The sequence below is a fragment of the Actinoalloteichus hoggarensis genome (assembly GCF_002234535.1).
Lineage (GTDB): Bacteria > Actinomycetota > Actinomycetes > Mycobacteriales > Pseudonocardiaceae > Actinoalloteichus_A > Actinoalloteichus_A hoggarensis.
On the sequence record NZ_CP022521.1, the window covers coordinates 3299358 to 3317428 of the forward strand.

Sequence of the window (18071 nt, forward strand, 5' to 3'; positions counted from 1 at the left end):
CCGCGAAGACGTGTCGCCCGCCACGTCGCCCCGAAGCATCGCCCGGCGGCCTGCCCTCCGCACGCGCCGACGGCCGAGACCTCACCGTCGCCGCCGACCACACCGTGCCGGCCGGAACGGACCGCCCTCCGGTAGTGTCGCCGCCGTAGATCACGGACACGGGCGACGAAGGAGGTGCGGGTCATCAGCACCATGTCAGGCCGGGTACGCCCGCCTCATCGCCGCGTGATCCACCCGGCGTAGCCGAGGTGAGCGACACCCGCCGTCCTCGGCGAAAGGCTCCCATGTCGGCTTCCTCCACATCCGCCACCCACGCCTCGATCACCACCCGCCTCCGCGCCGCAGGCTGCGTCTACGCCGAGGACGAGGCACACCTGCTCGTCTCCGCGGCCGTCACCTCCGCCGACCTCACGGCCATGGTGGAACGTCGCGCCGCCGGACTGCCCCTGGAACACATCCTGGGCTGGGCCGAGTTCCACGGACGACGCATCGCCGTGGACCCCGGCGTGTTCGTCCCCCGCCGCCGCACCGAGTTCCTCGTCGACCAGGCCCTCCGCCTGGCCCACGACAACCGGCGACACGTCACACCGCCGCCGGTGCCCGTGATCGTGGACCTGTGCTGCGGATCCGGCGCCGTCGGCGCCGCACTCCTGGCCGTCCTCGACCAGGCCGAACTGCACGCCGTCGACGTGGAACCCGCCGCCGTGGCCTGCGCCCGCCGAAACCTGACCGAGGCGGGCGGCCACGTCCATCACGGCGACCTGTACACCCCGCTGCCCTCGACATTGCTCGGCCGCGTCGACATCCTGGTCGCCAACGTCCCCTACGTCCCCACCGAGGAGATCGACCTCCTCCCCCCGGAGGCACGCCTGCACGAGCCCAGGACCGCGCTGGACGGCGGTGCCGACGGACTCGACGTCCTCCGCCAGGTCGCCGCCGCCGCCCCGCACTGGCTCGCCGCGCGCGGCGCGCTGCTCATCGAGACGAGCGGACGACAGCTGCCGCGAGCGGTCACCGCGTTCACCGACCACGGCTTGGTCCCCGAGGTCGCCACCTCCGACGACGGCCACGCGACGGTCGTCATCGGCAGGCCCGCCCGAACCCCCCTCCGCACCGCCGGAACCACCCGGCCCCCGACGAACCCCCGCCGGGACGAACCGCGGCACACCTGACCCGACCGGAGGACACGACCATGACCAGACCCCGACCCGCAGGCGTCCTCCTCACCGGTCGAAACCTCATCCTGCGGGACTTCCAGGACACCGACGTCGACGCCGTCCACGCCATCGCGGGAGACCCGGAGGTCACCCGGTTCACCGACTGGGGCCCCAACACCATGCAGGACAGCGTGACCTTCATCGCCGACGCCGTGGCCCAGGCCCGCGAGACGCCCCGCGCCGAGTTCCACCTGGCCGCCGTCGACGCCGCCACCGGCGTGCTCGTCGGCTCGGTCGCCGTGGGCGTCACCGACCCCGCCCACCGCCAAGGGGAACTCGGCTACGTGTTCCACCGCGACCACTGGGGCAGGGGCCTGGCCACCGAGGCCGCCACCCTGCTCCTGTCCTTCGGTTTCACCCGACTGGCACTGCGGCGCATCTCGGCCACCTGCCACCCCGACAACCTCGCCTCGGCGCGCGTGCTGGAGAAGGCGGGACTGCGGCGCGAAGGCCGACTCCGCAGCAACCGCTACGTCCGAGACACCTGGCGCGACTCCCTGCTCTTCGCGGCCCTCGACGACGACTGACCCCCGCGGACACACCGGCCCGACGGTGTGACGGCGTCGCGGTGTTCACCTCGCATACGGCATCCGAAGCCGGGAATGATCGCTGATCGCGACCCAGTGGTCCACCGACACCCCGACCCGTGGCGCGGAACTCCGACTCGCCGCCGCGCGCCGCCGGTCGACCGGAGACCACGGCACCGCCGGGACCCGCTCACTTCACCGGCAGCGACTCGACCGGCCGGATCGTGCGCCGACCTCCACCACGGCGACCGGCAGCCCACGCCCGAGGATCAGCCGGCGCGCCTGCCGTCGATGATCCTGTTCAGGTTCTCTCGTGTCGTCGTCAGATCGCCGATCGCCTCGTCGATCCGATCCCGCTGGGCCACCAGCCCGTCGACCAGCTCCGGACAGTCCGGTGTCAGCCACCCGTCCTCGTCCACGATGCACGGCAGCACCTCCGCGATCTGAGACGAACTCAGCCCGGCCGCCAACAGCACCCGAATCCGCCGCACCACCGGGAGGTCCTCCTCGCGGTACACCCGATATCCGCTCGGCCGCCGCCGCGGCGCCAGCAGACCCTGCTCCTCGTAATACCGCAGCGCCCGCACACTGACCCCGGCGCGCCGCGCGAACTCCCCGATCCTCACCGACACTCCAGGCTTGACTCTCACGTCGACGTGAACGTTTAGCTTAGCCGGCATGACCTCCGTGACAGTCCTCGGACTCGGCCCCATGGGACGCGCCCTGGCCACCGCCCTCACCACCGCGGGCCACGACACCACCGTGTGGAACCGCACCCCAGGCAAGGCGACGGGCCTGGCCGTCACCGTCGCCGACACCGCCGCCGAGGCGAGCGCGGCCAGCCCCCTGGTCCTGGTCTGCGTGCGAGACCAGTCGGCCGCCGAGGCGATCCTGGACGCCGACGCACTCCGAGGTCGCACCCTGGTCAACTTCACCGGCAACTCGCCGCGCCAGGCCCGAGCCCTCGCCTCCTGGGCCCGCGACCACGACGTCACCTGCCTCGACGGCGTGATCATCGCGACCCCCGACATCATCGGCACCCCCGCGGCCACCCTCTACTACAGCGGCCCGCACCACGCCTACCAGGCCCACCGGCCCGTCCTCGCCGCCCTCGGCGAGAACGCCGACCACGTCGGCACCGACCCCGGCCGCGCCGCCGCGCTGGACACCTCGCTGCAAGACCTCCTCTGGACGGCCCTCAGCGGCGTCGTCCACGCCTTCACCCTGGCCGCCGCCGAGGACATCGCCCCCGACGAGTTCGCCGCCCGCGCCAAGAACCTGATCGGGATCCTCCCCGACATGATCGACCAGATCGCCGAACAGCTCGACACCGGTCACTTCCCCGGCGACGACACCACGATGGACTCCGTCGGGGCGGTCATGGACCACATCCTCGACACCGTCCGCTTCCACGACCTGGACAACGGCGTGCTCAGCGCCGCCCGCGCCGACGTACGACGCGCCGTCGACGCCGGCCACGGCACGGCGGGCTACGCCCGACTCGCCGCCCGCTAGACCCGCGCGCCTGCCGCGTCCGCGACCGCGACCGACAGCACATCCGACCGGGCCGACGGGGGGAGGATGACGGTGTGCGCCGCGGTCGTCGACGGGCAGGAGTTCCGCCGGATCGCCGTCGCGGGCCGACAGGGCCGTCGATCCACTGGACCGTCTCCGGTTGTCGCGGTCAGGCCGGCTGTTTGAGGGACCCGGCGTGCACCGTCCAGTTGGAGCCGACGGCGTTGGGCAGGGTCGGCGAGGCCAGCATCACGATGACACGGGCGATCTCGGCGGGCTCGATGAGGCTCCCGGTGATCATCCCGTTCTCTCGGACGAGGTTCTCCACGATGGTGGCGCGGTCGGCGCCGAGGGCGGCGGCGACCTTCCCGGCGACGCCGTCCTCACCGGTCAGCAGGCGCGTGCGGGTCCCACCGGGTGTGACGACGTTGACGCGTATCCCGGCGGCGGCGACCTTCTCCGCCAGGCCGCGGGAGAAGGCGTTGAGCGCGGCCTTGGCCGCCGAATAGGACAGCGGGGCGCTGTGGGGTCGCAACGACGACTCCGATCCGACGTTCACGACCGCGCCCCGTGATTCGGTCAGGGCCGGCATGGCGGCGCGAATGGCACGCACTGGGGCGTAGAGGTTCAGGTCCAGCAATCGGGACCAGACCTCGTCCTCCCCGCCGAAGGGGTCCAGGACCGCTTCGGCGGGGAGCTCGCCTCCGCCTGCGTTGTTGACCAGGACGTCCAGCCGGGGGTCCGCGGCCAGCGCCTCTTCGATCATGCGTCGGGGGCCCTCCGGTGTGGCGAGGTCCGCAGCGAGGAACGTGGCGCCGGTGGCGTCGAGTTCGGGCGAGCCGTTGCGCGACACGGCGGTCACCGCGGCCCCTTCCGCGAGGAACGCCTGGACCGCGGCCAGGCCGATGCCTCGGCTCGCGCCGGTCACCAGGACACGCCTGCCGGATAGCTGAAGATCCATATCGTCGCGCTCCGTTCCTCGGTGGGTTCGTCCACCCGATGGCAGCATCTACGTCTCAGTTGTCAGAATAACTGATACAACGATGCGACAGTTGAAGTGAATTTGTTGTCGTCGACGTGTCAGATACACTCAGCGCGGAAGGGGGAGCATGACGGCGAACAACGCGGCGCGGCGAGTGCGCGCCGACGCACGACTGAGCATCGAACGCATCCTGACCGCCGCGCAGCAGGTCTTCAGCGTCGACCCGAGCGCCTCGCTCACGGAGGTCGCGAACCAGGCCGGTGTCACCAGGGCGACCGTGCACCGCCACTTCCCCTCTCGCCAGACCCTGCTAGACGCCCTCGTGCGCGACCTGAACACCCGATACCTCGACGCGTTCGAACAGGCACGGGTGGAGAGCACGCCGCCCCTGATCGCGCTCTACCGACTGACGGAGGCGGCCTTCGAACTCAAGACGAGCCACCCGTTCACCATCACGCTGACCCCGACGACGCGGAGTCCCGGCTCCCCGGCCTCCGACCCGCGTATCCAGGAGAAACTGGACACCCTGTTCGCTCGCCTGCACGCCTCCGGCGACATCACGGCGGACGACCCCACCTGGTGCCGCAAGGTCTACCTCGCGCTCTTCGCCGAGGTGTACGACCTGCCCGCCGACGCCCCCACACTGCGCACGGCAGTCACCGCCGACGCCTCGACCCTCGACGCCCGGGTCGGACTCACACTCACGACACTGCTGGGGGCACTCGGCGGATCGCCCCCCGGGCGCTGAGACGTCCGCCCCGCCCGAGGGGCGCTGGAGACCGGCGTACCGCCGACGCAAGCGTCAGCGCCTCACCCGTCGCCTCCAGAGACGTCCGAGACCGTGTGCCCGCCCACCCCGAGGAAGGAGCCCGGAACGGCGCCGCCCGTCAGACACGGGACCCCGACACCGCCACCGCCGGAGACACCCCGCGGACCGAATCCCACGGTCGAACCTCGCCCCCCGACACCTCCACCGCCGACGGCCTCACCGCCTCACCGCTTCACCGACCCGCGGCCGCGGCCGCCGGAAGATCACCATCCGAGCCACCGCGACGAACCGACCACCCAGGCCCGTCGCCCGTGGTCGGCTCAGCGCGACACGTCCCCCGGCAACAGCACCCCCCGCTGCACCGGCATCTCCACCGGACCCGCATACGCGGGCGCCGCCGCCCACACCCGCACCTGAGCCGCCGCCCGACGCGCCGCCTCGTCAGCGGTGATCTGCGAGAACAACCGATACGCCTGGGCGATCGCCCGCGCACCCACCCCCGGCGTCGAATCCCCGACCAACGCCAACCCGGTACCCCACCGAGGACAGAACGCCACGAACGCCGTGCACCCGCGAGTGGCGCCACTGTGCAGGAACACCGTGTCCCCCGACGCCGTCACCCGCCGCGTCCAGTCCAGACAGAACTCGTCACCCCCACGCCGCCGCCCCCACGCCTCATGCGTCCGCCACAACGCCGCCTCCAACGCCGTGCGATGGGGCCGCAGATGCGCGTCGAGATACCGCAGCAGATCCCCCGGCGTGGCCCGCAACACCCCCGCCGCCGCCAACACCCCCATCCGCCACGGCGGCACCCGCCCGCCCCGCCGATGCCCCACCGCGCTGAGCAGCTCCGGCCGATCCCGCTCATCGACACACGTCTGCTCCAACCCCAACGGCAGACACACCCGCTCGACCACCAGCCGTCGATAGTCCTGCCGCACCGCCCGCCCCAGCAACACGCCGAGCAGACCCACCCCCAGATTCGAATATCGACAGGTCACCCCCGGCGTACCGCGCGGCGACATCCGACACAACGCGGCATGCAGATCCGCCAACCCGTACCCCGCATACGGATTGCTGTTCCACGCCGACGCCGCCCGCCTATACAGGTTCCTCGGCAACCGAGGCAGCCCCGAGGTGTGCGACGCCAGCTGGCCCAGCGTGATCGCCGCCGTCGCAGGCCGCAGTCGACCCGCATCGGGCAGATAAGCACTGATCGGGTCGTCGAAGCCCACCTCGCCGCGCTCCACCATGTCGGCGAACAACAGCCCGGTGAACGTCTTGGTCACCGAACCCACCTCGAACAGCGTCCGCGCGTCCACCGGCGGACGACCGTCCCGATCCAACACCCCATGACACACCACCGACCGCCGCCCCCGGACCACCGCGCCCACCACCAGCGCCCCACCCCGAAACGACCGCCGCAACCCCGGCAGACCCGCCGCCAACCGCTCCGCAGGACGAGGAGTCATCGCACACCCGCCCGCGCCGAGACCGCCGTCAACTCCGCCATCCCCCGCGACACCAACAACGTCCCGGCGATCGCCGCCACCACCGTCGGGTGATAGAAGTTCCGAAACGCCTCCGACGTCCGCCTCGGCGCAGGCACCGGACCATACGGAAGCAACCCGTCCGCACGCTGCGCCCCCGCCAACGCCACCCACGCCCCCACCGGATGACTCGGCGCCTCCAGACACAGATCCACCATCAACAGCTCACCGACCAGATCCCACTGCTCGGCCTCCCGATACACCTCTATCCACGCGGGCAGCCACCGATGCAGGTAGTTCTGCAACGGACTCGGCAGCTCCTCCGGACGCGCACCCCAGTCCGTCAGATGAAACACCGTGTGCGTCACCGCATACGCCGTCAAGAAGTCCACCGTCCACGGCTCCGACCGGCCCCCCAACCACGTCCGAGCCGTCAACTCCCGCCGATCCAACGTCTCCGGCAGACCGATCACCCGCTGCGCCGCCGCCACCGCCAACAACCGATTCGGCAACTGCTCGATCACCTGCGTCGACCGCAGCCCCGCCAGATGAGCCGACAACTCGTCCAACTCCGGATGACGCAGACCCGCCCACACGAACGGCGCGTACGTCTCCATCGGATACGTCTCGGCGACACTGCGACGCTGCAACTCCAACAACACCCGACCACACCCGAACTCACGCCACGCGAAGTCGACCAGCTCCGGCGCGATCTGCGCCTCCCGACTGCCCGTCACCGACTCCCGCACCGCCAACGACCCCGCCAACGCCAACTCACACAGCGGCTTCACCGACTCGCCCACATCGATGTCGGCGACCGGACCCGGCGGCATCCGAAAATACGGACAGGCCTCGCTCAACCAGCCGAAGGCGGCACCGGCGACCCGATGACCCAGCGCCACCAACTCCGTGTTCATCTCCGGCACCCCTCCAGCATTCGACCCGCCACCACCACGTCCAGCGCCACCCGAGGATCACCCGCCGCCACCAACTCCAGATGACGCAGCAACGCGGCCAGCGACAACTCCGATCGCACTCCGTCACCCGCGGCCAACCACCGCGCCAACCGAGCCGCCGTCCGATGATCACGGCGCAGCATCGCCCGCGTCACACCCCGCTCCAGATCCGCCGAGAACCGACGCGCGTCCGCGTGCAGCGGGCAGTACACCCCCGGCAACGCCAACGTCGACAGTCGCGCCATCACCGCACACCACGACACCCACCCGGGCTGCCGCCCGAACCCGGCCCCCACCTCCACCGGCCAGACCGTCTCCACCCCGGCCACCCCCAACGAGGTCAACGCCCTGGCCGTCAGCCAGTCCCGCACCTTCGGGATCGCAGGCAGCTCACGGTCCAGGCTCAACACCGGGAACATCCGGACACTGGCCAGCACCAACTCCACATCCGCACGGCTCGGCCGCCGCCCGCCCAGCAGATGCGGCGCCATCGCGTCCATCCCCAGCACCCGGATCGCCGCCAACCCGCCACTGTCGTCCGGCGAATCGACCACCTCGCTGAGCGCGAACACGTCGTCCGTGCCCCGAAGGGCACGGACGACGCTCTCAGCCAGCGCGTCCGTCAACGCCGCCAGTCGCATCCGGGGTGACGGCTCCATCCCAAGCTGAGACACCGTGGCTTCCTCTCCTCGCCCAGCCCGCGCTCACCCGCGCGGCGCGGGCGGCTCCTTCGGCTCCCCATGCGACAGGAGAAGCCCCAGCAGCAGCGCGCCGCCTGCCTTCGGCTCGAAAAGCGGGGGATCGGCAACCGGCAGCTCCGGCTCCTCCATCAGCTCCGTCACCGCCCGAATCTCTTCGGCACTGGGGGCGACCGGTGTCCTGGTGGTGTCGAACGTCCGCATCGTTCCTCCTCAAGAATTCCCCGACCCACAGGTTTTGTGGATGACGCCACGGTAGACATCCGACTGAGATCAAAGAAAGCGCCGGAGAACGAGGTGCACGGAATTGATGAATGTCATCTAGCGCAATCATCACCCCAGGTCAGAGGCTGCGAACGCGGTCGAGATCGCCATGTGTCGAGCACCTTCCGGCAAATCCGCTGGTCACACGGAACAAGACCTCGGACGACCGTCGACGCCTACCAGACGCCGAAGATTCACACCGCGCATTCCACTGATCGAGAACGCTGAGAGCCGCCGACCGGCGAATACGACTCCCCGTGGTCAGATTGCCCGCAAAGCAATCGCCATACCACCCGAAAGAATGAGATTACGCCGGCAGCAAGACGCACACGGTCGCCGACGACCCCGGTGCTGGATCATGACACCGTGACCGACCGCCCCGCCACGCTGCCCGACGACCGCCTCCCCGCCACCGTCCAGGCCGCCCTCCGACACCGCACCGACCGCAGCGTCCTGGTCGACCACCGCGCACTCGCCACCGTCCGAGCCCGCTTCGACACCGAACAGGCCGACTCCCTCACCCGCTACCTCGAAGCCTCCCAATCCCCCAACACCCTCCGCGCCTACCGCACCGACTGGGTCGCCTGGGCCGCCTGGTGCACCCGCGAGAACCGACAGGCACTCCCCGCCGACCCCGTCGACCTCGCCGTCTACCTCGCCCTCGCCGCCGACACCCGCCGCGACGGCGACCCGCCCCGCTGGGCCTACAGCCCCGCCACCCTGGACCGCAAGGCAGCCGCCATCGCCGCCGTCCACGCCGCCAACGGCCTGCCCTCCCCCACCCGCGCCGACGTCGTCCGACTCACCCTCCGCGGCATCCGCCGCACCCGCCGCGCCAGACCCGCCCGCAAACGCCCCGTACTCCTGCACACCCTCGAAGCCCTCCTCGCCGAACGACCACCCGCCACCTGGCCCGGCGGCATCACCCGCCGCCGCGACACCCTCCTGCTCCTCGTCGGCTTCGCAGGCGCCCTCCGCCGCAGCGAACTCGCCGCCCTCACCTTCGCCGACATCACCACCGAGACCGACCCCGCCACCGGCGAACCCCTCCTCATCGCCCACCTCGGCGTCACCAAGACCGACACCTCCGCCACCGCGCACCAACAGGTCGTCCTCCCCCGAGGAGCCCGCCCCCACACCTGCCCCGTCTGCGCCTACGCCGACTGGACCGAACTCGTCGAGACCCGACGACGCGGCGGCCAGGACGCCGTCCGCACCCTTCTCGACGACCCCGGCCCCGACGACCGCGTCCACCGCTGCCACCGCTTCACCCCCGCCACCGCCCTCACCGAACTCGCCACCCCGCTGCTGCCCGCCGTCAACCGCCATGGCGGAATCGCCGACCGCCCCCTGTCCGGCCGCGCCGTCGCCGAGATCGTCAAACGCTACGCACTCCGCGCGGGACTGGACCCCGACCTCTTCGGCGGACACTCACTCCGCGCGGGCTTCGCCACCCAGGCCGCACTCGGCGGCGCAGGCGACCGCGAGATCATGCGCCAGGGACGCTGGTCCAACCCACGCACCGTCCACCGCTACATCCGCGTCGCCAACCCCCTCGACGACAACGCCGTCACCCGCCTCGGCCTCTGACCCCACCCGCCAGAAACCCGGCCCCAGGCCACCCGACCGAACACGAACGTCACGACACTCGCAAGCACCACACCGACCCCGACGCGGCCGTCGTCGAACGGCACGACCCGCACACCGGGTCCAGGCCGAACGCCGATCCACCCCGCTCCGTCAGCAGTGAGCTCACGAGTCCGCCGACCCGACAGCACACGGGACGACCCACCACGGCCTGCCGCCCGCCTCACCCCGCACCCTGCACCGCCACACCGCGAAACGTCGCCCGATACGCCGTCGGCGAGACCCCCACCGCAGCCTGTAGATGCTGCCGCAACGACGTCGCCGTCCCGAACCCCGACGCCGAGGCCACCTGATCCACCGGCAGATCCGTCTCCTCCAACAGCCGCCGCGCCGACTCCACCCGCTGCCGCGTCAACCACTGCAACGGCGAGATCCCCACCTCCTCCCGAAACCGCCGAGTGAAGGTCCGCACGCTCATCGACCCTTGCTCCGCCAACTCCCGCAACGTCAACGGCGAATCCAGCCGTTCCAACGCCCACACCCGAGCGGGCCCCGTCGACGAGGACTGCGACCGAGGCACCGGCCTGCGGATGAACTGAGCCTGTCCGCCCTCCCGATGCGGCGACACCACCGTCGCCCTGGCGACCTCGTTGGCCACCCCCGCACCATGATCACACCGGATCATGTGCAGACACAGATCGATCCCCGACGCCACCCCCGCCGCCGTCAACACACCGTCGTCATCGGTGTACAGCACGTTCGGATCCAGCTCCACCGCCGGAAACATCTCCCGGAACAGATCACACGATCGCCAGTGCGTCGTCGCCCGCCGCCCGTCCAGCAGACCCGCCGCCGCCAGGACGAACGACCCCGTACAGATCGAGGCGATGCGCGTCCCCGGCCGGATGCTCGCCAACGCCGCGGCGAGCGGAGCGCCGATCCGACCCGCCTCGTCGGGCCCGTAATCCTCGTCCGAGGCGGGCACGATCACCGTGTCCGCCTCCGCCAGCACCGACGAGTCCTGCGGGACGGCGATGGTGAAGTCGGCGTCGGTCCGCAGCTCCCCCGGCGTGACAGCGCAGGTCACGACGTCGTACAGCCGCTCCCCCTCGGCCGAGACCGCCTGCCCGAACAGACGGTGGACGATCCCCAGCTCCATCGTCAACAACCCGGGACGCACCAGTACGGCGACCAGATGCCTGCGGGGGCGAACCGATGTCTCCATGGCCCGATCCTTTCACATGATGGCTATCAGGCCACTCGTCTCGACAGCCCGACGGCGGCAGAGTCACCGGAAGTCGCCCCTTCGGCCATCACCCAGGCCCGTACACCGAACGCGACACCACTCGACGACAGGAGACGAACCCATGAAGGTTCTGTGGATCTTCGCCCACCCCGAGCCCCGCTCCCTCAACGGCGCCCTCCGCGATGAGGGAATCCGCACGCTCACCGAACTCGGCCATGACCACCGCCAGTCCGACCTCTACGCCATGAACTGGAACCCCGTGGTGACCGGCGCCGACTTCGCCCACGAGCCCGCCGACCGGCTCGTCGTCGGCTCCGCGTCCCGGCAAGCCCTCGAGAACCAGACCCTGAGCCCCGACATCCGCCTCGAACAGGAGAAGATCGACTGGGCGGACGCCGTCATCGTCCACTTCCCGCTCTGGTGGTACGGCATGCCCGCCATCCTCAAGGGCTGGTTCGACCGGGTCTTCGTCAAGGGCTTCGGCTACGGCGTCAGCTCACCCGGACCCGATCGCCGCACCCTCCGATACGGCGAGGGCAGGCTGGCGGGCAAGCGGGCGATGCTCATCACCAGCGCGGGCTCCGGCGAACCGGCGCTCGGCCCACGAGGCGTCAACGGCGACATCGGGGAACTGCTGTTCCCGATCCAGCACGGCACACTCTGGTACGCGGGCCTCTCGGTGCTGCCGCCCCTGGTGGTCTACGGCGCCGACCGCTTCTCGGAGACGGCGTACGACAACGCCAGGACCGACTTGCGGGAACGCCTCCGCACCCTGCCCACTGCCGCGCCGATTCCCTTCCGCAGGCAGAACCACGGCGACTACGAGGACCTGGTGCTTCGCCCCGAGCTCGCCCCGGGCCGCAGCGGACTGAGGATCCACCAGACGAACTGACCCCGATCGACCGCGATCAAGCGAGCGGACCCATCGCAGTCGCCGGGACCCTCTTGCCGTCGTTGATGCTGTTGGTTCTCGCGTGGTTCGGTATTGAATTTATCCGACACTGAAGCGATAGGCATATTAGATGGAGATATGGCGGGACAGCGGCCGAGAATCAGCGGCCTGCTCGACCCGGGCGAGCAGGCCGCGGTGCCCGTCCCAGCCGTGTCGACGGACCGGGTACGCCGATCTCATCGGCCCCGGGATCCGAGGTGACGCCTCCGGAGGGCGGTCGAGGGCCGTCCGCCGCCGCGCTCTCGTCGACAACGACGCGAGGCGACACGGTGCACAGAGATCCACGAGCCACGCCGACGAGCGATGGTCGTCGGCGTGGCGTCCTCTCATGACGAGCGCCCCGTCCGGAGCACGGACGGGGGAACCGATGACTGTGGTCGGTCGATGACCGGTCGGATGTCCTGCCCGCTACCCCGCGAGCGTCACTCGGGCTGTTCGGCCAACTCGACGATGATCCCCTCGGGGCCGCGGACATAGCAGAGCCGGTAGCCGTCCTCGTACTGCTCCACCGCGCCGACGAGTTCGACCCCATGTGATCGCAGTCGTCCCAGAAGCTCCTCGATACCGCCCACCACGAAGGTGAGATGCCGGAGGCCCGGAGCATTCGGCGGTGCGTGCCGAGCGCCCGCCGGACTCGCCGGCGCCCGGAACCGCGACAGCTCCACCCGCCCATGACCATCCGGGGTACGCAGCATCGCCAGATCCGCCCGCACCCCCGGCAGTCCCACCACACGGTCGACCCATCGGCCCTCGACCTGAGTTTCGCCTTCCATGACGAGGCCGAGTTCGACGAAGAACGCGACGGCCGCCGCAAGATCCTCGACCACGATCCCGACGTGATCCATGCGCTGGATCGTCATGCTGATCCTCCTCCGTCTGTCCGGTGTCCGGTGTCCGCCCACGCGAGGAACGTGGACGCAGCACCGCCCCGCCATCGTCGCCGGAGAACGACCAGGCAGGCGGCGGCCGCACCGGTGTCTCCCCCGTCCGGGACGCCCCGTCACCGAATGCGCTCTCATTCCCTCGACGCCCACGCGAGGGTCAGCCGTCGAGCGAAGACCTTCCCGCCCGATGGCACCCGACACGGGCCGTTCGACCTCGCCGCATCGCCTCCTCCTCCCCCCGCGAGATGGAGGTCGCCGCGGCGAGGAGCAGTCCTTCGACGCCCACCGGCCGCCCCACACCTCGACCGCGCGCCCGCGAACCGCCGAGTCGATCGCACCAGGAGCCGGAACACGGCGCCACGCCGGTCTCCCGGCGGTCGCCGTCCACGCGCGAGTCGATCCGCCGGTGCGCCGAGCACACCGGGACCATCACGAAAGGCGACCTCCCCGACCCGCACTCACACGATAGTGTGTATCACACTGTATTGTGTCGAGCGTGAGCTCAGGAGAACCGATTTCCGGGCAGGCGCAGGAACTCCGACGGGGCACCGTCGTCCTGGCCTGTCTGGCGCTGCTCGACGAGCCGCAGTACGGCTACGCCCTCTTGGAGACACTCGCCGAGGCAGGCATCCCCGTCGACGGCAACACCCTCTACCCGTTGCTGCGCAGGCTGGAGAAGCAGGGACTGCTCACCAGCGAGTGGAACACCGACGAGTCCCGGCCGCGAAAGTTCTACCGAGTGAGCGGCGCCGGTGCCGAGGCCCGCGCGGTGCTGGTCCGCGAGTGGCAGGACCTGGTCGCCTCGATGTCACGACTGATCAAGGAGTAATTCATGAGCACCACCGCGTTGACCGACCGCTACGTGCACGAAGTCGTCCGGCGGCTCCCGACCGGCCAGCGTTCCGACGTCGCCGCGGAACTCCGCGCCACGATCGCCGACACCGTCGAGGCCCGCTACCCCCGCACCGAGGACGGCGAGCGTGCCGTGCTGGCCGAGATGGGCGACCCGATACGACTGGCCGCGCGTTACGCGGACCGGCCGGTGGCGCTGATCGGCGGTGAGCTCTATCCGACCTATCTGCGGCTGCTGGCGGTACTGCTCTCCACCGCCTTACCCGCGGCCGTCGCCGTGCTGGTCGCGCTCGACGTCGTCGACGGCGGCGACCTCGGCTCAGCCGTCGCCACCGGGCTCGGCGCGACGTTCATGATCGGCATCCAGCTCTTCGGCTGGACCACCGTGGTCTTCGCTCTGTACCAGCGGTTCCGACACGATGCCTCGAGGATCACTCGGCACTGGACACCGGACGACCTCCCCGATTTCCGAAAGCGGGACGAGCGTGCCACCGGATCGTGGGCGTCCGCGGTCTGGTCCATTCTGCTGATCGGGCTCATCGTCTGGCAGCACGTCGCCCGGCCGTATCGCGCCGACGACCCCACGGGCCGGATCGAGCGAGTCGCCGTGCTCGACCCCGCGCTGTGGTCGGGCTGGATCTGGCCCATCCTCACCGGGCTGGCGGCCGTCGCGGTGCTTGAACTGGCCCGCATCGCCGCACGCGGCTGGACGATGCGCCTGGCCCTCGGCTACGCCGCCGCCGAGACCGTGTTCGCACTGCCGTTGATCTGGGTGCTGCACGATCAGCGCCTCTTCAACGAGGTCTTCCTCACCGACATCAACGGAAGATGGGAGACCCCGGACGCCTTCTACACCGTCACGGCCCTGGGAGTGCTGCTGATCAGCGCGAACGCGGTGTACAGCCGCTTCCGGCAGGCACGCGGCTGACACCGGTCCGGCGGAGATCCTCAGCCCACAGAGCAAGTGCCGTGCGTCACGCCACGCACCCTCGTCGACCGAACGAACGGACATGGGTCGCGTATCCACACCGGTGACTACGAGGTCGATGATGAGACGGGCGGGCTGAATCGTGACGACTCCAACGCCACCTGCCGTGCCCCCGTCCCCGATCGGCGGCCGGCACTCCGACGCCCGCGACGGCACCGCCGTCGACGGGCACCTGATCGACACCGACGAACCGGGCCACGATCTCCCCCACATCACCCACCCCTTCCGCAGATTCGACGACCGGGTGCCCGCCCTGCCCGCCGCGGACGGCGGTGCCGGCCACCACGCTGGACCTCGCGCCCGGCGCGGTGTTCCTCGGCGCCATCGCCCCAGCCGCGGCACCGGCCGCCACCGGACCGCGCCGACACGGTGGCGCGGCACCTCGAGAAAAGAGTCCCTGACGGCCGTCACCCGCCGGGTCCGCTATGCCGCGCCGGTCATGGTCGAGACCGACTGCGACGACGACACGACCGGCCGCTCAGCTCCTTTGCCGTGGTCGGCACGGTGACGCCGGCAGTCAGCGGCGGCGCAGTGCCGGGTTGAGCAACGCGGGCGGGGTGTCGTTCTTCTCGTGCGCGGCCAGATCGGTGCCGGGGGCGACGATCGCGTCGATCGCGTCGAGCAGGTCGGCGGAGAGCATGGTGTCGGCGGCGGCGAGATGCGAGTGCAGGTGGTCCAGTGTGCGCGGACCGATGAGCGCGCTGGTCACGGCGGGATGCGCGGTCACGAATCCGAGCGCGAGCTGGATCATGGTCAGGCCGGCCTCGTCGGCGAGTGCGGCCAGTCGCTCGACGGCGTCGAGCTTGGCCCGGTTCGCGGGGACGGCGGTGTCGAAGCGATGCGGCATGAACGTGGAGCGGCTGGTGGTGATGTCCCGGCCCTCGCGGATCGCACCCGACAGCCAGCCTGAGGCCAACGGACTCCACGCCAGCACACCGAGCCCGTACTGCTCGGTCACGGGCAGCACGTGGGTTTCGATCCCGCGCTGCAGGATCGAGTAGCCGGGCTGTTCGGTGACGTATCGGCCCAGGTGATGCTCGCGGGCGGCCCACTGGGCCTGCACGATGCGGTAAGCGGGGAACGTCGAGGAGCCGAAGTAACGGATCTTTCCCGCGCGCCGCAGGTCGGTCAATGCCGACAGGGTCTCCTCGTCGCCGGCGCTCGGGTCCCATCGGTGAATCTGGTAGAGATCAACGTGGTCGACGCCGAGGCGGCGCAGGCTGTCGTCCAGCTCGGTGACCAGCCAGCGGCGCGAACTACCCTGGTGGTTACGTTCGTCGCTCATCGGCAGGCTCGCCTTCGTGGCCAGCACGATGTCCTCACGGCGGCCGACGATGGCCTTGCCGACCATCTCCTCCGACTCGCCGCCGCTGTACGCGTCGGCGGTGTCGATGACGTTGATGCCGGCTTCGAGAGCGGCATCGACCATGGCGATGGCTTCGTCCTGGGTGGTGCGGCCGATCCTGCCGAAGTTCATCGCGCCGAGCGCGAGCGAGCTGACCTGCACACCGGTGCGGCCCAAGGTGCGGTATCGCATGAGTCGTGTTCCTCCATCGCGGATGAAGCGTGGCGTCCGTCGTGGCCTCGCCCTCGGTCCTGCTCTGACATCACCATCAAGCGGAACCTTGTTCCACTTGAACATAACGGAACCCGATTCCGTTTAGCAAGCGTGACAGCGAGGGGAACGGGGCGGTGAATGACGGCGACCGAGACATCCGGCACGGGGCTCCGGCCCGTCGGGCGGACGCCCGGCGGAACAAGGAGGACTCCGCTCGACGCCGCCACCGCGGCCTTCCTCACGTCGCACACAGAAGCGTCGGTACACGACATCGCGGCCGAGGCCGGCCGGCGTCGGGTCGGGCACGGCCACGGCCTGTCGCCGCCTCCCGGCCGGGCCGATCTCAGCATTGCCGTGCACCGCCACCAGTTCGACACCTGCACCGAGGCCGACCCGGCCCGCAACCAGGCCGACATCGCCATCACCCTTCGAACGACGGGTCGACCCCTTCACCGCCTTCCCAGCCACCGAACACGGGCTCACGGCCGCACCGCATACCGACGACCCCACCCGAGCCCGGCACGTCACTTCCCGCACCGCCCTCCGCCAGTGCGCGCCCGGAACCTCGCCGCCACCGCCGCCTTCGGCGACCGGCGACATCACAAGGTCATCGCCGGCCACGCTCGCATCCCGGCCGAGGTGGTCGGCGACCGACCAACGGGCCCCGCGGAGAACACCCCGCGACCGCCACTCCCCGAGCGAAGCACGCGGACCTTCGGTCGGTGTCGGAGGCGTGGTCCGGGCGGGTGGTCGGCGGGCGGGTCGAACGTTAGTTTTGTTCACCACTGAAGCGATGGAGGTAATCGGAATCAGAGTCGGCCGGTCGGCCCGCATCGGACGGGGATGGACACCGATCAGGGCCCGGTCGAGCCGCCGACCACGGCGTCGGTCTCGCCGACGACCTTCTTGTCCGCGTTCTCGGCGGGCAGCAGCGCGGAGAGGTCACCGTTGTTGTCGTTCACTCGGATCACGAAGGGCCGCAGCGACGTGTAGCGCACCACGCTCAGCGAGGCGGGATCGACGACGAGACGCTGGAACCCGTCCAGGTGAGTACACAGGGCGTCGGCGAGGATCGCCTTGATCACGTCACCGTGGCTGCACGCCAGCCACACCGCGTCGGCGCCGTGGGTCTCGGTGATCCGCCGGTCATGCTCCCGGATCGCCTCGACGGCCCTGGTCTGCACCTGCGCGAGCCCCTCCCCCTCCGGGAACACCGCCGCCGAGGGATGCTGCTGCACGACCGACCACAGCTCCTCCTTGGCGAGGTCGTGCAGGGATCGTCCGGTCCAGGCTCCATAGTCGACCTCGGCCAGGCGGGGGTCGACGGTCGGCTCGACGTCCCGGTCGCCGAGCAACGGCCGCAGCGTGTCCTGACAGCGCTCCAACGGCGACGTGACCACGTCGACGAGAGGGACGTCCGCCAGCCTGGCCACCAGCTCGGTGGCCTGGGCCACGCCGACCTCGTGCAGTCGCACTCCCGGTGTCCGGCCCGCGAGCACACCCGCCCCGTTCGCGGTGGACCGGGCGTGCCGAAGCAGGATCACAGTGGCCATGTCACCAGCCTACTGACGCCGCACCGCTCGTTC

At 70.5% G+C, this 18071-nt stretch carries 18 protein-coding genes; 8 read left to right on the plus strand and 10 right to left on the minus strand.

What is annotated here, in order from left to right:
- The first annotated feature begins 284 nt into the window (after nucleotides 1-284).
- Together AHOG_RS14545 and AHOG_RS14550 are read left to right on the plus strand one after the other, a co-directional pair.
- The gene (locus AHOG_RS14545; protein ID WP_093941835.1) at nucleotides 285-1172 is read left to right on the plus strand and encodes a putative protein N(5)-glutamine methyltransferase; all 888 of its coding nucleotides are present in this window, start codon (nucleotides 285-287) and stop codon (nucleotides 1170-1172) included.
- A 20-nt stretch (nucleotides 1173-1192) separates the two neighbouring features.
- Nucleotides 1193-1744, plus strand: a complete 552-nt coding sequence (locus AHOG_RS14550) for a GNAT family N-acetyltransferase (protein WP_093941836.1) — start codon at nucleotides 1193-1195, stop codon at nucleotides 1742-1744.
- Between the two features lie 269 nt (nucleotides 1745-2013).
- On the opposite strand, the gene AHOG_RS14555 is transcribed toward AHOG_RS14550, so the two are convergent.
- Nucleotides 2014-2370, minus strand: a complete 357-nt coding sequence (locus AHOG_RS14555; protein WP_093944469.1) for a MerR family transcriptional regulator — start codon at nucleotides 2368-2370, stop codon at nucleotides 2014-2016.
- Nucleotides 2371-2422: 52 nt separating this feature from the next.
- Between AHOG_RS14555 and AHOG_RS14560 the strand changes: the two genes are divergently transcribed.
- On the plus strand, nucleotides 2423-3259 hold the full coding sequence (locus AHOG_RS14560; protein ID WP_093941837.1) for an NAD(P)-dependent oxidoreductase: 837 nt from the start codon (nucleotides 2423-2425) through the stop codon (nucleotides 3257-3259).
- Nucleotides 3260-3428: 169 nt separating this feature from the next.
- Here AHOG_RS14560 and AHOG_RS14565 read toward each other — a convergent pair whose 3' ends face one another.
- A complete protein-coding gene (locus tag AHOG_RS14565; RefSeq protein ID WP_093941838.1) occupies nucleotides 3429-4220 on the minus strand; it encodes an SDR family NAD(P)-dependent oxidoreductase in 792 nt (263 codons plus the stop codon).
- 148 nt (nucleotides 4221-4368) lie between these two features.
- Between AHOG_RS14565 and AHOG_RS14570 the strand changes: the two genes are divergently transcribed.
- Nucleotides 4369-4989, plus strand: coding sequence for a TetR/AcrR family transcriptional regulator (locus AHOG_RS14570; protein ID WP_093941839.1), 621 nt, complete (start codon nucleotides 4369-4371; stop codon nucleotides 4987-4989).
- A 341-nt stretch (nucleotides 4990-5330) separates the two neighbouring features.
- Here the strand turns inward: AHOG_RS14570 and AHOG_RS14580 are convergent, their stop codons facing one another.
- The 4 genes from AHOG_RS14580 to AHOG_RS14595 are packed head-to-tail and all read right to left on the minus strand — an operon-like array spanning nucleotide 5331 to nucleotide 8358.
- Nucleotides 5331-6482 carry a serine hydrolase domain-containing protein gene (locus AHOG_RS14580; RefSeq protein WP_093941841.1) on the minus strand — a complete coding sequence of 384 codons (1152 nt, stop codon included), beginning with the start codon at nucleotides 6480-6482 and terminating at the stop codon, nucleotides 5331-5333.
- A complete protein-coding gene (locus tag AHOG_RS14585) occupies nucleotides 6479-7417 on the minus strand; it encodes a DUF6895 family protein (RefSeq protein WP_157736823.1) in 939 nt (312 codons plus the stop codon). The genes AHOG_RS14580 and AHOG_RS14585 overlap by 4 nt, the downstream gene beginning before the upstream one ends.
- Nucleotides 7414-8130 (minus strand): hypothetical protein, encoded by a 717-nt coding sequence (locus AHOG_RS29365; protein WP_157736824.1) that lies wholly within the window; start codon nucleotides 8128-8130, stop codon nucleotides 7414-7416. The genes AHOG_RS14585 and AHOG_RS29365 overlap by 4 nt, the downstream gene beginning before the upstream one ends.
- Nucleotides 8131-8160: 30 nt before the next feature.
- A complete protein-coding gene (locus tag AHOG_RS14595; protein WP_093941844.1) occupies nucleotides 8161-8358 on the minus strand; it encodes a hypothetical protein in 198 nt (65 codons plus the stop codon).
- 426 nt (nucleotides 8359-8784) lie between these two features.
- On the opposite strand from AHOG_RS14595, the gene AHOG_RS14600 reads away from it, so the two are divergent.
- Entirely contained in the window at nucleotides 8785-10008 is a 1224-nt protein-coding gene (locus AHOG_RS14600) for a site-specific integrase (protein WP_245856241.1), read from the plus strand.
- A gap of 220 nt (nucleotides 10009-10228) precedes the next feature.
- Here the strand turns inward: AHOG_RS14600 and AHOG_RS14605 are convergent, their stop codons facing one another.
- A complete protein-coding gene (locus AHOG_RS14605; protein WP_093941845.1) occupies nucleotides 10229-11230 on the minus strand; it encodes a GlxA family transcriptional regulator in 1002 nt (333 codons plus the stop codon).
- Between the two features lie 142 nt (nucleotides 11231-11372).
- Here AHOG_RS14605 and AHOG_RS14610 point away from each other — a divergent pair, with 142 nt between their 5' ends.
- The gene (locus AHOG_RS14610) at nucleotides 11373-12143 is read left to right on the plus strand and encodes an NAD(P)H-dependent oxidoreductase (RefSeq protein WP_093941846.1); all 771 of its coding nucleotides are present in this window, start codon (nucleotides 11373-11375) and stop codon (nucleotides 12141-12143) included.
- Between the two features lie 482 nt (nucleotides 12144-12625).
- On the opposite strand, the gene AHOG_RS14615 is transcribed toward AHOG_RS14610, so the two are convergent.
- Nucleotides 12626-13063 (minus strand): VOC family protein, encoded by a 438-nt coding sequence (locus AHOG_RS14615; protein ID WP_093941847.1) that lies wholly within the window; start codon nucleotides 13061-13063, stop codon nucleotides 12626-12628.
- A gap of 520 nt (nucleotides 13064-13583) precedes the next feature.
- Here AHOG_RS14615 and AHOG_RS14625 point away from each other — a divergent pair.
- Together AHOG_RS14625 and AHOG_RS14630 are read left to right on the plus strand one after the other, a co-directional pair.
- The gene (locus AHOG_RS14625; RefSeq protein WP_093941849.1) at nucleotides 13584-13916 is read left to right on the plus strand and encodes a PadR family transcriptional regulator; all 333 of its coding nucleotides are present in this window, start codon (nucleotides 13584-13586) and stop codon (nucleotides 13914-13916) included.
- 3 nt (nucleotides 13917-13919) lie between these two features.
- The gene (locus AHOG_RS14630) at nucleotides 13920-14867 is read left to right on the plus strand and encodes an HAAS signaling domain-containing protein (RefSeq protein ID WP_093941850.1); all 948 of its coding nucleotides are present in this window, start codon (nucleotides 13920-13922) and stop codon (nucleotides 14865-14867) included.
- 577 nt (nucleotides 14868-15444) lie between these two features.
- Here the strand turns inward: AHOG_RS14630 and AHOG_RS14640 are convergent.
- Together AHOG_RS14640 and AHOG_RS14645 are read right to left on the minus strand one after the other, a co-directional pair.
- On the minus strand, nucleotides 15445-16464 hold the full coding sequence (locus AHOG_RS14640) for an aldo/keto reductase (RefSeq protein ID WP_093941852.1): 1020 nt from the start codon (nucleotides 16462-16464) through the stop codon (nucleotides 15445-15447).
- 875 nt (nucleotides 16465-17339) lie between these two features.
- Nucleotides 17340-18038: a histidine phosphatase family protein gene (locus AHOG_RS14645; protein WP_093941853.1), complete on the minus strand. Its 699-nt coding sequence runs from the start codon at nucleotides 18036-18038 to the stop codon at nucleotides 17340-17342.
- Nucleotides 18039-18071 lie beyond the last annotated feature (33 nt).

Coding starts and splice junctions, on each gene's coding strand:
- AHOG_RS14545 (WP_093941835.1), top strand. CDS start 285: ATGTCGGCTTCCTCCACATCCGCCACCCACGCCTCGATCACCACCCGC.
- AHOG_RS14550 (WP_093941836.1), top strand. CDS start 1,193: ATGACCAGACCCCGACCCGCAGGCGTCCTCCTCACCGGTCGAAACCTC.
- AHOG_RS14560 (WP_093941837.1), top strand. CDS start 2,423: ATGACCTCCGTGACAGTCCTCGGACTCGGCCCCATGGGACGCGCCCTG.
- AHOG_RS14565 (WP_093941838.1), bottom strand. CDS start 4,220: ATGGATCTTCAGCTATCCGGCAGGCGTGTCCTGGTGACCGGCGCGAGC.
- AHOG_RS14570 (WP_093941839.1), top strand. CDS start 4,369: ATGACGGCGAACAACGCGGCGCGGCGAGTGCGCGCCGACGCACGACTG.
- AHOG_RS14580 (WP_093941841.1), bottom strand. CDS start 6,482: ATGACTCCTCGTCCTGCGGAGCGGTTGGCGGCGGGTCTGCCGGGGTTG.
- AHOG_RS14585 (WP_157736823.1), bottom strand. CDS start 7,417: ATGAACACGGAGTTGGTGGCGCTGGGTCATCGGGTCGCCGGTGCCGCC.
- AHOG_RS14595 (WP_093941844.1), bottom strand. CDS start 8,358: ATGCGGACGTTCGACACCACCAGGACACCGGTCGCCCCCAGTGCCGAA.
- AHOG_RS14605 (WP_093941845.1), bottom strand. CDS start 11,230: ATGGAGACATCGGTTCGCCCCCGCAGGCATCTGGTCGCCGTACTGGTG.
- AHOG_RS14610 (WP_093941846.1), top strand. CDS start 11,373: ATGAAGGTTCTGTGGATCTTCGCCCACCCCGAGCCCCGCTCCCTCAAC.
- AHOG_RS14615 (WP_093941847.1), bottom strand. CDS start 13,063: ATGACGATCCAGCGCATGGATCACGTCGGGATCGTGGTCGAGGATCTT.
- AHOG_RS14630 (WP_093941850.1), top strand. CDS start 13,920: ATGAGCACCACCGCGTTGACCGACCGCTACGTGCACGAAGTCGTCCGG.
- AHOG_RS14640 (WP_093941852.1), bottom strand. CDS start 16,464: ATGCGATACCGCACCTTGGGCCGCACCGGTGTGCAGGTCAGCTCGCTC.
- AHOG_RS14645 (WP_093941853.1), bottom strand. CDS start 18,038: ATGGCCACTGTGATCCTGCTTCGGCACGCCCGGTCCACCGCGAACGGG.